At 44.8% G+C, this 13,990-nt stretch carries 12 protein-coding genes; 3 read left to right on the top strand and 9 right to left on the bottom strand.

Features of this window, described 5'->3' with window-relative positions:
* Nucleotides 1-4 precede the first annotated feature (4 nt).
* The 4 genes from hutU to hutC form a co-directional block, all read right to left on the bottom strand.
* Entirely contained in the window at nucleotides 5-1,699 is a 1,695-nt protein-coding gene (gene hutU / locus L4D06_RS02330) for a urocanate hydratase (RefSeq protein ID WP_429737734.1), read from the bottom strand.
* Nucleotides 1,696-2,709, bottom strand: coding sequence for a formimidoylglutamase (gene hutG, locus L4D06_RS02325; RefSeq protein ID WP_429737733.1), 1,014 nt, complete (start codon nucleotides 2,707-2,709; stop codon nucleotides 1,696-1,698). Before hutG ends, hutU begins: the two co-directional genes overlap by 4 nt.
* Nucleotides 2,702-3,910 carry an imidazolonepropionase gene (hutI, locus tag L4D06_RS02320; RefSeq protein WP_429737732.1) on the bottom strand — a complete coding sequence of 403 codons (1,209 nt, stop codon included), beginning with the start codon at nucleotides 3,908-3,910 and terminating at the stop codon, nucleotides 2,702-2,704. The genes hutG and hutI overlap by 8 nt, the downstream gene beginning before the upstream one ends.
* 250 nt (nucleotides 3,911-4,160) lie before the next feature.
* Nucleotides 4,161-4,865 carry a histidine utilization transcriptional repressor HutC gene (gene hutC, locus L4D06_RS02315; protein ID WP_274162491.1) on the bottom strand — a complete coding sequence of 235 codons (705 nt, stop codon included), beginning with the start codon at nucleotides 4,863-4,865 and terminating at the stop codon, nucleotides 4,161-4,163.
* A 352-nt stretch (nucleotides 4,866-5,217) separates the two neighbouring features.
* Between hutC and L4D06_RS02310 the strand changes: the two genes are divergently transcribed.
* Complete coding sequence (locus L4D06_RS02310) at nucleotides 5,218-6,426, top strand: glycerophosphodiester phosphodiesterase family protein (RefSeq protein WP_429737731.1); 1,209 nt, start codon at nucleotides 5,218-5,220, stop codon at nucleotides 6,424-6,426.
* 145 nt (nucleotides 6,427-6,571) lie between these two features.
* On the opposite strand, the gene L4D06_RS02305 is transcribed toward L4D06_RS02310, so the two are convergent.
* Nucleotides 6,572-6,997: a hypothetical protein gene (locus L4D06_RS02305; protein WP_429737730.1), complete on the bottom strand. Its 426-nt coding sequence runs from the start codon at nucleotides 6,995-6,997 to the stop codon at nucleotides 6,572-6,574.
* A 233-nt stretch (nucleotides 6,998-7,230) separates the two neighbouring features.
* On the opposite strand from L4D06_RS02305, the gene L4D06_RS02300 reads away from it, so the two are divergent.
* Nucleotides 7,231-7,692 (top strand): RNA methyltransferase, encoded by a 462-nt coding sequence (locus tag L4D06_RS02300; protein WP_274162494.1) that lies wholly within the window; start codon nucleotides 7,231-7,233, stop codon nucleotides 7,690-7,692.
* A gap of 103 nt (nucleotides 7,693-7,795) precedes the next feature.
* Here L4D06_RS02300 and L4D06_RS02295 read toward each other — a convergent pair whose 3' ends face one another.
* Nucleotides 7,796-9,145, bottom strand: coding sequence for a magnesium transporter (locus L4D06_RS02295; RefSeq protein ID WP_274162495.1), 1,350 nt, complete (start codon nucleotides 9,143-9,145; stop codon nucleotides 7,796-7,798).
* Nucleotides 9,146-9,201: 56 nt separating this feature from the next.
* Here L4D06_RS02295 and L4D06_RS25495 point away from each other — a divergent pair, with 56 nt between their 5' ends.
* The gene (locus L4D06_RS25495) at nucleotides 9,202-9,426 is read left to right on the top strand and encodes a hypothetical protein (RefSeq protein ID WP_489685839.1); all 225 of its coding nucleotides are present in this window, start codon (nucleotides 9,202-9,204) and stop codon (nucleotides 9,424-9,426) included.
* 775 nt (nucleotides 9,427-10,201) lie between these two features.
* On the opposite strand, the gene L4D06_RS02290 is transcribed toward L4D06_RS25495, so the two are convergent.
* The 3 genes from L4D06_RS02290 to L4D06_RS02280 all read right to left on the bottom strand — a co-directional run bounded on the left by L4D06_RS02290 (nucleotide 10,202) and on the right by L4D06_RS02280 (nucleotide 13,686).
* Complete coding sequence (locus tag L4D06_RS02290; protein ID WP_429737729.1) at nucleotides 10,202-10,681, bottom strand: hypothetical protein; 480 nt, start codon at nucleotides 10,679-10,681, stop codon at nucleotides 10,202-10,204.
* Nucleotides 10,682-11,113: 432 nt separating this feature from the next.
* A complete protein-coding gene (locus L4D06_RS02285) occupies nucleotides 11,114-12,136 on the bottom strand; it encodes a DEAD/DEAH box helicase family protein (RefSeq protein ID WP_429737728.1) in 1,023 nt (340 codons plus the stop codon).
* Nucleotides 12,121-13,686, bottom strand: a complete 1,566-nt coding sequence (locus tag L4D06_RS02280) for an ATP-dependent nuclease (protein ID WP_429737727.1) — start codon at nucleotides 13,684-13,686, stop codon at nucleotides 12,121-12,123. The genes L4D06_RS02285 and L4D06_RS02280 overlap by 16 nt, the downstream gene beginning before the upstream one ends.
* Nucleotides 13,687-13,990: the final 304 nt, after the last annotated feature.

The following is a 13,990-nucleotide window of genomic DNA, read 5'->3' as shown; positions in this document are numbered from 1 at the left end:
TCCTTTACTTAGACACTGGGATATTAGGGATATCGAGCAACGGCAAATCGAGCTGTTGTTCTTTGGCACAGTTAATCGCAATGCCATAGCCTGCATCTGCGTGACGCATCACACCTGTTGCTGGGTCATTGTGAAGAACTCGGCCAATACGTCTGGACGCATCTTCAGTTCCGTCACACACAATCACGACACCGGAGTGTTGTGAGAATCCCATTCCGACACCGCCGCCATGGTGGAGCGATACCCACGTTGCGCCTGACGCGGTATTGAGTAACGCGTTTAACAATGGCCAATCAGACACGGCGTCAGAGCCATCAAGCATGCCTTCAGTTTCACGGTTCGGACTGGCGACCGATCCTGAATCGAGGTGGTCTCGACCGATTACGATTGGCGCTTTTAGTTCGCCATTTTTGACCATTTCATTGAATGCTAACCCTAACCGAGCACGATCTTTCAATCCTACCCAGCAAATGCGCGCAGGTAGACCTTGGAACTGAATACGTTCCTTAGCCATATCTAGCCATTGATGTAATTGAGGGTTATCGGGGATAAGCTCTTTGACTTTTTGGTCCGTTTTGTAGATGTCTTCAGGATCGCCTGATAGCGCCACCCAACGGAAAGGGCCAATACCTTGGCAAAATAATGGGCGAATATAGGCTGGAACAAACCCTGGGAAATCAAATGCGTTTTCGACGCCTTTTTCCAGCGCCATTTGTCGTATGTTGTTACCGTAGTCCAATGTTGCTGCGCCACGGCTTTGCAGTGTGAGCATGGCATTGACTTGTTCGGCCATGGAAGACTTGGCGGCTTCTACGACGCCAGCTTCATCCACCTTTCTTTGTTCAGCAGCATATTCCATACTCCAACCTTTTGGCAGGTAGCCATTCAGTGGGTCATGGGCTGAAGTTTGGTCTGTGACCACATCGGGTGTGATCCCTCGGTCAACAAGCTCTGAAAATACATCAGCGGCATTGCCCAGTAAGCCAATGGAAATGGGCTTATTGTCGTCAATAGATCGTTGCAAAAGTGATAAAGCATCATCAAGGTTGACGGCTTTCTTATCGACATAACCCGTACGAAGGCGATAGTCGATTCGGCTTTCATCACAATCAACCGCAATCATCGAAAAGCCAGCCATGGTTGCCGCAAGGGGTTGTGCGCCGCCCATGCCGCCCAAGCCGCCAGTAAGGATCCAACGGCCTGTTGCGCTGCCACTGAAGTGCTTCTTGGCGACGGCAACAAAGGTTTCGTAAGTGCCTTGAACAATGCCTTGAGAGCCAATGTAAATCCAGCTTCCTGCGGTCATTTGCCCATACATCATCAGGCCTTGCTTATCGAGTTCGTTGAAGTGTTCCCAATTTGCCCAATGTGGTACTAAGTTCGAGTTAGCGATCAGAACGCGAGGTGCATCTTTGTGTGTAGGAAACACACCAACGGGTTTGCCGGACTGAACCAGAAGCGTCTCATCGTCTTCCAACCGTGAAAGGACCTCGACAATCTTGTCGTAACATTGCCAGTTTCTTGCTGCTCGCCCAATGCCGCCATATACCACCAATGCATGAGGATGCTCTGCGACATCAGGGTGTAGGTTGTTCATCAACATGCGAAGAGGGGCTTCGGTTAACCACGATTTGGCGGTGAGCTGTGTTCCTGTAGGGGCGTGTATGTCCCTATTAAGGTCCAAACGAGGGTCATTCATCGCGTTACTCCTTTTGCAATGTGGCTGGTGGGTTCAGATAGGCTGTGTGTGATGGTCCATACAAGGCGTGCAGCCAGTCTTGCTGTATGGTTATCAATATCGAATAAAGGGTTTAACTCAGCAATATCAGCGAGTTTTAGCTTTCGGTTTCCGCGTTTGTCATTGGCGTTGCAGATCAAGCGGATGAGGTGTTCTACTTGAGGGAAATCGACACCGTGAACAGCAGGGGCGCTAACACCTGGTGCAATACTGGCTGGGAAGACATCAAGATCGATCGTCAGATACAGTACATCAACGTCATTCATAAACGAGGCCAATTTCTCTGATATCTCGCTTAAGCAATGTGGTTGACACTCTATGTCTTCGACGGTGAGCACATTGAGTTCTTGAGCCTTTTTAAACAGCGCTTGAGTATTGCTTGCTCTGCTCACGCCGAGACACGCATAGTGAAAAGGCCAAGCATGTTGCTCACAAAACGCGGCAATTTGTGAAAATGGCGTGCCGGAACTGCCATGTTCCGATGAGCCAGAAGGTGTCCTAAGGTCAAAATGAGCATCAAAATTAATAATGCCAATGCGAGGAACGGAAGGTGTGTTTTGCTGCAAATAGTGGTTCGCCAAGCCTTTAAAGCTTCCCCAAGCAACGTCATGTCCGCCACCGAGAACCATTGGGAAAAGATGGTTATTGAGCGCGTGACTGACATTTGTTGCGAGTTTGGCTTGTGCGCTTGTAAGGTCATTATCATCACAACAAACATCTCCGGCATCAAAGATAGCCAGTTCGTTGTGGTGCCAAGGAAGGTTTGCCAGCATTTTCCGGATAACCACGGGAGCGTTGCGCGCACCTCTGCGTCCTTTATTGCGCTCGACGCCTTCATCGCTGGCGAAGCCAAGCAGCGCAACACCCGATGAGCCCGCATTTTCTATGGGTTGGACTTTTTGGTGAAAACGCAAACCCAGTTCGCCATCTTCATCGTCAACTCTGCCTTGCCAAATGTTCTTATCAATCATTGGCAATTATCCCTTTCAGATAGCGAGCGTGGAGGGGAGAAAGGCCGATTTGATAACTGATTTCAGCGGGCGTTTCGACATTCCAAACGGCAAAGTCAGCGTCAAAACCTTCTGCTATCTGTCCTTTGGCAAGTAGTCCTGTCGCCTGCGCTGCGTGCCTTGTCACACCATACAGCGTTTCCTTTGTGGTCAACCCAAACAATGTTGAGGCCATGTTCATCATTAAAGTGAGGCGAGCAAACGGGGACGTACCTGGGTTGAAATCTGTCGCGACTGTCATCGGTACTTGGTGTTTACGCAGTAAATCAATGGGCGGCTTTTGAGTTTCTCGTAAGAAATAAAATGCACCGGGGAGTAACGTGGCAACTGTGCCATGTTCGGCGAGGACTTTAACCCCGCTTTCATCGAGGTATTCGATGTGGTCGACTGACAATGCCCCCATACGTGCAGCCAACGCACTGCCACCCAAGTTTGATAGTTGCTCTGTATGACCTTTGATGTGCAAACCGTGCTTAAGGGCGGCATCAAACACTCGGGACATTTGAGCCGGAGTGAATGCCATGGTTTCACAAAATACATCTACGGCGTCCGCGAGGTTTTCCTCTGCTGCCGTGGGGATCATTTCGTTGCAGACAATGTCAATGTAGGCATCGGCGTTGTGGTTATATTCTGGAGGAAGGGCATGCGCCCCTAGCAAGGTAGTTGTGATATTCACGCTAACGTTTTTCGCGATCATTTTCGCGGCTCGTAGCATTTTCAGTTCATCTTCTACCGTCAGGCCATAACCACTTTTAATTTCGATGGTTGTGACGCCGTCACGGATGAGGGATTGTGCACGAGGAATTGCGAGTTCGACAAGGTGTTCAATTGAGGCTTCACGGGTCGCTTTGACCGTAGAAAGGATGCCCCCTCCAGCTTTCGCTATCTCCTGATAAGAGGCGCCATTAAGCCGTTGCTCAAATTCGGTTGCGCGATTACCTGCAAATACAAGGTGAGTATGCGAATCAATGAAACCCGGTGTAACAAGTCGATGTTCCAGTGAAAGGCACTCAAATCCATCCATTGGCAAGTCGTATCCGACACCTGTGATAGTTCCATTCTCTACCGCGATCATCGCGTTTTCAATGACTTGATAACCACCAGTCAGTTCAATGCCTGTGTGCATTGCAACTAAACGGCAATCAGTGAACATCCTTTTCATAGTGCGCCTCTCTAGTGTATATACAAATGTATAGACAAATGGAGCGCTGTTTTCAAGATGTTAAATGAATGAGTTGTGACCTAGGGTGTAAATTAAAGTAGCCGAAGGGGGATTTTGAGGGTTGGAAAGAGTTGGAAAGAGTTGGAAAGAGAGAGTAGTGGGGCCTTCGCCAAAATTGGTGATATGGGATTCATAACCTGTCGTGAGGGTACCGACAGGCTATCTTCTATAGGCATAGGCAATAGCCGAATCATAAATTGACGCTGGCGCTCAATTTGTAGCGATTGCCTGGGTGGAACAACAGGGCAGAACTGACTAACTGATTGTCACTCCAGGTGCGTCGATGTAATAACAAGCAAGGCTGGTCGGTGTCTATTTTCAGCAGGATAGCAATATGCTTGGGGGGCAAAATGGCTTCTACCGTGTGCTCTATGGTGCCGAGCGGACAATTCTCAGTGAGATACTGATTTGGGGTAATAACTGAGAAATCTTGATTCAGATAATCAGGGGCGAAAGCTGGGTTAATCCAACGAAGTTCAACCTGCAGTGGCACGTCATCGGCGTAGTGAACAATTTCACTTTTGAACACGTCACTGCCGAGCTTTATGCCTAATCGCATTGCGACGTTTTCTGATGCACTGACCCTTCTCAGTGTGATTATTTCGCTGTTGTGTCGTCCGCCGCGCTCAGTGATTTCATCTGCAATATTACGAATTTCCATCAGCGGGCTTTCTGCTTTTCGATGACAGACAAACGTACCTAACCGTGGGGTACGTTCAAGCCATCCCTCGCTAACAAGATCTCTAACGGCTTTGTTAGCAGTCATCCTGCTGACAGAGAACTGTTCGCAGAGTTCTGCTTCTGTAGGCACCTTCGAACCAACCGACCACTCTTTTGATTCGATTTTTTGAATAAGAAACTCTTTAATCTGTATATAACGCGGAGATTTAGTCATTACATCGCAACATTAATTCGTATATACAATTAATAGTTAACGAACTTTCTTTGAAAATCAAGAATGAATAGGTATTGATCTGACACTCTGCATGTCAGAAAAGGGATGAATTGTTCTATTTCTAGGAAGTGAATAGAACTCAGTCAAACAGTCAAATCGTTGTATTAAGATGTTCATTGCTATACGCAGGTAACCTGAAGATGCTCGCTGAATGCTGCATCTTCAGGTTGTTTGGATTAGACAGATCTTCGCTCAGTTTCAGGGCTCGTTTTTATTGCTAGTTTGTAACAATTGGCCCACAGTCATTTTCGAAGCTTTGGAATGAATCTTCCCACTTTTGGAGTTATGGACAATGAATTTCATCACCACCTTTGGTTTAGTGGCTTCTATTTTGGTCGCAAATAGTGCCCTCGCATCTGGTGACTACTCTCTGGGTCCTCGACCTCAATTTCTCGTGCTTGATATGGATGATGGGGAGCTCAAGCAAAAGTTAATGGCGTGCCTGAATCAATCGGCACAGAAAAGTCATTTTTCAATCGGGCATCGTGGCGCTTCTATGATGTTCCCTGAGCATACTAAAGAGTCATACATTGCTGCGGCAAAAATGGGGGCAGGCATCATTGAGTGTGACGTCACGTTCACCAAAGACAAAGTCCTAGTTTGTCGCCATTCTCAAAATGACCTCCATACGACAACGGATGTTTTGGCTCACCCAGATTTGGCGAGTAAATGCACCGTTCCGTTCACGCCAGCAAATCCAGAGGAGGGCAAAAAAGCGAATGTCGAATGCCGGACGTCGGATTTTACATTGGCAGAGTTTAAGCGCTTAAAAGGCAAAATGGACGGTGCGGATGTGATGGCAACGACGCCGACGGCGTACATGAATGGTACGGTTGGTTGGCGGACGGATCTCTATGCCAGCCGAGGCACGTTGATGACTCATGCTGAAAGCATTGAATTGTTTAAAGATCTTGGCGTAAAAATGACGCCAGAATTAAAATTGCCAGTCGTCGATATGCCTTATGAAGGGCTTACTCAGCAAGGCTACGCGCAGAAAATGGTGGATGAGTATAAGGCTGCTGGGGTCAAAGCGGGTGATGTATTTCCGCAGTCGTTCAGTATTGACGATGTGAAGTATTGGGTTGCCAATGCCCCCACATTTGCTCAGCAAGCCGTGTTTCTTGATGGGCGAATGTATAAAAATAAGATGTGGAAACCGACGTTAGCTGACATGAAAGAGATAAAGTCATCGGGTGTTCAGTACATCGCCCCACCAATGTTTGCGTTGGTGGAAGTGAATCAGGAAGGTCAGATTGTTCCCTCAGAGTACGCCAAATTGGCGAAAGAAGCAGGTTTAGGGGTGATAACGTGGACACTCGAACGTTCAGGGCAGTTAGGAAATGGCGGCGGTTGGTATTTTCAAACTGTGAAAGAGGTGACTAACAACGACGGGGATATGCTCACGCTGTTAGATGTGTTGGCAAAAGAGGTGGGAGTGAAAGGCGTATTCTCAGATTGGCCTGCGACAACGACATTTTATGCAAACTGTATGGGGCTATGAACTAGCGGTTAGATGGGGCTGACTCCAGAATGCGGACAAAAAAAACTGGTCTCGGAGACAGACTCGCGAGACCAGAAACTACAGCATTGCAACATCGAAAGTGAATACGATAGAGGTATTATTTTTGGTTCACTTTTGTGCGATCTTATTCTTGCCCATCGAGTTCAGATAGTTTCTTGGCATATTTTATGTAGGCTCGTCGTTCGAGCGTCGGCAGTTGCCTGTTAACCGCGAGAAAAGAAATAAAGCCGTCCACAATAGGCTCTAGTGAAGTTTTAGCAGGGGAGTCGCAATCAATATATCTTGGCAACAATCTATGCATTTGTTCTAGCAGGCTGGGCGTAAGTTGGAACTCACGGTCCATTTCTTGCGCATTGGCCAGTGCGAGAGACACTTTAACAAATGCATCTTGGTCTCTGTCTTCTTGTGTTACCGGAGATGAGCAGGTTGACATGATCAACTGGCTGTAACTGAATACGTGATGTTGTAAATCATTGTTGTTATCGTCGGCGAGAGTGACGCTTGAATAAAGTAGTGTTGCGATAAGCGAATAAATGGCTGTTCGTTGCATTCCAAGAAAATCTCTGTACGACCGTAAGGCTAGGACGGGTTTATACCATTTTCCTGATTGTTTTCCTTTCAAAACAATTGTTTTGACATTTATGTGATGTTAATTCAGGCGTTTTTGACGCTTTCTAACCCTTGAATGAGAGTGCTTTTCTAATGAAACTGTCTTCAATTCGACAGAAGAAGGCTATTTTCATGTAGAATGTCGCCAATTTAATTCTTGGCGTTATCCGAAAAATGAAACAAGGCTACAGTTGTATTGGGTTAGTAAACCCTAAAACACCCGAAAATGTGGGTTCTGTTATGCGTGCCGCTGGCTGTTACGGCGTAAACTCGGTGTTTTACACGGGAACACGTTATGACAGAGCAGCGAAGTTCTGCACTGACACCAAAAACCGAGTGTTGGACACGCCGTTGATTGGCGTTGAAGATCTTAAGGCAATTGTGCCTGTAGGGTGTATTCCTATTGCTGTTGAGCTTGCAGAAGGTGCAAAACCTTTGCCGGACTACAAGCATCCTGCTCGTGCGTTTTACATCTTTGGCCCAGAAGATAACTCGCTAAAGAAAGATATTACTGACTTTTGTGCAGAGACCATTTATGTGCCTACCAACGGTTGCATGAACTTGGCTGCAGCGGTCAATGTGATTTTGTACGACCGCATGGCTAAGGGCACGAATTTTTCTGGTCACCTTAAGTAGAAATAGCGGGATTTCAGTTCGAGCTGTTTGGATAAAAAGCCTCAGGATAACTGAGGCTTTTTTGATCCGGAATGCTGCGGGGCAGTTCACACCGCTTTGTCTGTTAGCTAATCAATAACAAACTACCCAAACCTAAGAAAGCGACAAACCCTACAATATCAGTAACGGTAGTCAGTATGACTGAACCTGATAACGCGGGGTCGATTTTGAATTTGTCGAGTATGACAGGAATAAAAATCCCTGATATTGCGGCGCAAACAATATTGGCAACGATGGCGACGCCAATCACCACTCCTAGCCACAAGCTATCAAACCAATATCCCGCAACCAGACCAATTACGATTGACCACAACACCCCGTTTAGCGCTCCGACCTTTATTTCTTTCGTCAGTAGGGGTTTGAGGTTGGCTTTTGATATTTGCCCCAACGCCAAGCCACGAACAATCAGAGTGAGTGTTTGACTGCCAGCAATGCCGCCCATAGAGGCCACAACAGGCATTAACACAGCCAATGCGACAACCTGCTGAAGTGTTGCTTCGAACAAACCGATAAACCAAGACGCCAAAAAAGCGGTCATAAGGTTTATGCCGAGCCAGATCGCGCGATTTTGAGCACTTTTGCGCACAGGAGCAAACAGGTCTTCGTCTTCATCAAGACCGGCTTTTGCCATTAATTGTGATTCCGCTTTTTCGCTCTGTAGCTCATAAGCTGTACCCATATCTAAGCGCCCAATAAGCAATCCACTGTCAGTCACAACAGGCAGTGAAGACTCCCCACTTAACGCGACTTTATCTGCGGCTGAATAAATGCCTTCTTTCGCGTTCAGTGAAGGGAAGTCGTCTTCCGAAAACTCAGAAATTCTCAATGTAGGGTCGACACCAAACAGGCGATTGATTCTCACTGTGCCTTCCCAGTTGCCACGATTATCAACCAAAAAAATAACGTGGCTGTGCGGTGGCAGATGACGGCGCAACAATCGCATCACTACTTTGATTTTGGTTTTGGCGGGCACGACTAAGGGCTGATGATCACACCAGTGTCCAACTTCATCATCTTCAAACTGTTGTGCTGCTGAGTAGCGATGCTGCTGCTCTTCGTCCATGCGACCAAGAACATTCTCGAGCAAGTGATCGGGAATACTGTCTTGAAGCTCAAGCAGGGTATCTGCATCTATACCCGTGAAAAGCGACAGTAAATGGTCGTCGTCTTGATTAGAAAGAATTGAAGCGCTGGCATCCGTGCGCATTTCTACCAAAACGGGCACTTTCATTGAATCAGCGAGCTGATCCCATGTGTTTAGACGTTCCGCAAAAGGAAGTGACTCGAGAAGGAGTGCTAAATCAACCGGTGACGTTTCAAGTTTTAGTTGTTCAATAATGGCTTGTTGCGAATTCGCGTCGCCATTTTCTGTCAGTAGCTCACTGACAACATCCTGAATGGACTGGTTTTCCATATATCCCCAAAAGAAGCAGATAAGACATAGTGCAAGGGTAAGGAAGGGGTCTCACAATGGCAACCCTAAACGAGCCGCTGGTTGCATCGATTGAGAAGCGAAAACAATGGATAGTAGATGAGCGACAGAGGTTAGAGGAGTACGCAAAAGCCCAGGCAAAAAAGAGCTGTCAGTGCCCGAAGTGCGGGGGAACGGGAGTGACAAATGTGGTTGATATCTGTTCTGGATGTGGAGGTAGTGGAGGTGTGACGCTTAAGGCGATGGGGTGCGAAAGCATTTGAGGTAGATGGGGATTTCGGAGGTGAGTGATGGCGTTTGGAGTAGGGTGCCTGAACACTTATATGAACAAGTGTTGATGGGGCTGTATTGGGATGGGTGTGAGGTGAATCGGGTGTTGGGGCAATGCCTATTGAACGAGAATGGTCAATAGGGGGCAAATAGATGTCATTACTGAGCGCTAAGACGTTTTTGGACATTTCTGAGTTAGAGATTGCGATCGAAACAGTCTGCTTTGGATAACTTCAAATTGGGGGAAAGGTGATAGGCTGCTCTCGCCTGTCAATCAGTGGCGGGCATACATACATCCGGCGCTCACCCGAGCAATTGACTTAATAAAGCAGCAACGGGCTTGTCCAACACCCGAATAAAGTGTCGGCTGCGCGACACTTATTCTTATTTGTTATAGCACTGCTATTGACTAAATAGATCGTTATAGAAATTCTTAATTTGAGGATTTTGAAACTGGATTGCTTTGTATAAATCTAGTGCATTGGGAGTCTTTGGAAAACTACCAGCGCTAGCCCCAATCTCATTGACAAATTCAACTACTATCTCATAATCCCATGTATACTGAACGTCATCTAGATAATATTTAAAGTCCTTTTTGTATACTCTCAAGTTACGATTGATGTAGTTACACACGTACAATACATCTATTCGTGAATCTTGTGACCTCATATAGTTATATGGCTCTTGTTCATGCCATTGAATATTCTGATGCTGCGTCAGTTCAATCAGCTTATCTATAATCTCAACGGTTTCGCGTCTACTAAACATTTATTTTCCAACCATAAGTGATTTTTTTACGTATTCAAACTCTGCCGCTATTGCTGATAGAGATGTTTTAATCTCTCTAACCGTAGCTTCAGTTTGATATTTATTACTACTGGAGAACAAACTCTTCTTTCGGTATTGTTTGATTTTTTGCCTTGCTTCTTTAACGTCCGCTAAAAGGTCTTTCTTTGCACCAGACTCAATGACACGTAACTCAACATCTACCCGAGCAATAAGATCATCAATATCGTGCTTGTTTTCAGTAAAGTTCGATAATAGCGAGGATAACTCGGAAGACATATCCGAAATGTTTTTCTTATGATCTTCAACATTAGACCGAAAAAAGAATCGATTCTTAATACCCCATACTAATGCAAAAGTGACAAACGTGACGATTAGACCGACAATTGAAGCCAAGCTCCCAATATCAGACAACATATTAGTGGTAGTGTTGGCTGAGTTCGCCACCTGCTCAATGCTCACTAATTATACTCCAGTATCAATTTAAACTATTAGACTCCGGGATTTTACCAAAACTTATGATGTTGAGGTAGATAAAGTGCTATAACAATTTATTAGATCCCAAAGTGGGGTAATTAAACACCCCTCTTTGGGATTTTTTGCGCATCCGCCAGACACTTGGACTTAGCTTAAACGCATGTTTTGAATAGAGTATCATCATACATCCGAAAATCACGAACGCGAAAATACGACAAAGTGGGGTATTTCTACATACGTCACGATTGGCATTAGAAAATCTATCGAAAATCCTCGGGATGAGATTGGTACCGTTAGCTTTCGCTAGCAAGAAAAGGGGCACTTTTGAGTTAGCACACGAGGCCAACTCAAAAGTGGACAAAACTACGTTAGGTACAAAGCACTAACTCTGCCTTTAGGTCAAAAGACAGCGCTGGTTTAACATTTGTACTCGTCTAACAAACGTTGTGAGACAAAATACACACTACCTTTAGCTCTTGTACAAGCTACGTATAGCTTATTTAACGTCGATGGTGCCAAAGTAGCCAATCGACCTTTCGTATAGGCTGTGAATGTGGTCGGGTTTAGAACTATGCAGATGTCAGCGAAGTCATCCAAGCCTTTCGTATTTCCCCAATTGTCAGTCCTTCCAACATACTTGTAGCTTTCTTTAAAAAACAATTTAATGATGGAATCGTCGGAGAATAACCTCTCAATTTGTTCAGTATCGTCAATTAGGGCAATATTGACCTCATCTTGTCGATGGGAACTTATTGTGATGCCAATTTTCTCGGTAACAAATCTGCAAACTGTTGGGCTACATCTATGACTATGGGAAAGTGTATCTAAGTCAATTGTGTATCCTGCATCTTTGAGCTTGGTAAGATAACCTTCATAGTTGTTATGTAGATTTTTTTGAATATTACCATCTCGGCTAGTATCAAAAGTATGTTGGAAAAAGTCACCAACGAATAATACCTCCACATCCATTTTCGACAGCTCACAAAGCAAGTTGAAGTCATTAGCTGCGAAATCTTGAACTTCATCTACGCAGAAGAAATCAAAGTATTTTTCAATACGCCTAGTAACGTCAGATACACAATCACAATCAATCATCATCTTCGCAATACGATTGTGGTAAAGTCGGTCACCTTGACTAACGTAATGCTCATGAGTGTTGCGTTTCGCAAATCTAAGTGGTTCACTATAGCTAACCCCCTTTATCTTTATGTCGTTACCAATTATTGGTCGCACGCAAAACGATATGAGGAATGAGAAATAGGTATAAACACGCACACCCTTAGGCATGACCCCCAATTTTCTTAAAATTCGTTTTTTAAGATTAGTGGTATTATTAACTGTGTAAGTAATAATCAACGCACGACTATTTATGTGCAATTTATCAATGATATGTTGTGTTTTGCCCGATCCTGCGACTGCTAGTACTACTCGCTTATCCATTCAATAGCCTCTCTAATGTAAGGAGGCACTGTGATTTCATTCGCTTTCTCGTCAAGTAACCTAAATGCTGCGGTAGTTTTGTTCTTCAGCATATACTCTTGCGGATTTAATTGAACCCGTCCTACAGAGAATAAGTCGTCGCATATTTCTTTATTATCTTGATACATGCATATTTCAAAGGTTGTTCTTGTGTTATCTGTGTCAGCGCACACAGCTATACAGTCTGCCTGATAGTCATGATAATTATCTATACAGTTTTTCTGATGGTCACTGTCATTATCACGGATTACCGCTGTCCTAATGTTCAGCAGCTTAGAAACTTCCATATATCGTTTAAAGCTAGTACCACCGACTGATATGATATGGACGCCATCTTCGCTTGGTGAATGACCTTTCGTGCGCTCGTATAAGCATTCCATTAGAATATATTCCGCATCACCCTCAACAAGAATGACTTTTTCAGAAAGGACATGCTCTAAGATGTTATGATTTGGGGCTTTAGCAAAAAACTTTGCCGTGTCCTTCGTGAGATCCGAAAGGGTGGCAGGTCTGATGGCTGAACTGTTCAGTAAGATCGACTTCCTTAAGTCTAACCTTGAGCTGATTAGGCTGCTATGAGTAGCAATTATGACCTGATTATCATGAGCCTTTTCTACCTGACCAATTAGCTTATACATGCTGGTGTGGCTCAGGTGGTTCTCAGGTTCTTCTAGTAATAAGACATCTATTGTTTTGCCTTCATCACGCTTTCTCAATGCGAATTCGGTCTTAATAAAGCATTGTTTTCCCTTGCCACGGTTTTCAATGGGTATCCCTTCTTCTGTGAGGGTGAGGTCAGTTTCCAAATTAAACTTTGAGCCAGAGCGGATAGCAAAATCGTACCCTTCTAAATCATCATTAATCACATTTAGTTGAGTATCCCTGAAGGCATTTTTTTGCTGTCTATATTCATTCATTAGACTGTAACGGACAGGTTGATCCACGGTCGCTTCATACATGGCTTTTACATACTGACTGTTTGCGTACTCGTTGTTTATTTGAGTGCTATCAATAGACAAAAATCGTAAAATCTTCCGATAACTGGAGTATGCGTCCCCATTGAAAGTAATAAACTTGGCGACATAAAATTCGAATGGAAAATTATCACCTTCAGCATCCAAAACTTGCCGTATCTCCGCGCTTAACTCTTCGTTCGGCTCACAGATCAATTGAAGCCCGTCAGCATAAGTTCCATCACTGTTGTTTCTGCCGTTGAGGTCTGGGTTATCTGCGTCACTTAGAAACAATTCAATATGAAGACTTGGAAGGCGGTTTATATTTTTCTCACCCGCTAGAAATTCTGAAACAGCACTGGCATTAAGCAAAGCTTCAATCCCCAAGCTTTCTATCTTGCTTCTACTGCCACTCAATACAAGCTCAATAGCCGTTAATATAGTGCTCTTTCCTGCTTCATTATCCCCAACCAGAATGTTTCTTTTTGGATCAAAATAGATCTCATACTCTCGGAATTTCTTAAAGTTTTTGATTTTTGCCTTCAAAATATGCGTCATTATAGTACTCGCCTAACGATGAAAATTACTAGTTAGAATATTGTACAGATTTCATATTGATTAGAATGCAATTGCAATCACGAGTTACAATTTCGAAAGGAGCAAAGATGAGTCCACAGGTAAGGATTTCTTACCTGTTGCTAACACGTTTTGGGGCAAAAGCTACTTACGCTACCGCCCTTTGCTTGTCGGGACACAACACGCCATTACTGCCTAAAATTTCTAGCGGAAATGTACCATTAAGTGCATAAGGGTAGGCATGATTTAGATCGTGTTTACGGTGCTGGTGGGGAGGGGGTTATTC

It is taken from the genome of Enterovibrio makurazakiensis (assembly GCF_050336585.1).
Taxonomy (GTDB): domain Bacteria; phylum Pseudomonadota; class Gammaproteobacteria; order Enterobacterales; family Vibrionaceae; genus Enterovibrio; species Enterovibrio gelatinilyticus.
Note: the sequence above shows the minus strand (reverse complement) of the source record. Positions and strands in the feature narration are given on the sequence as shown.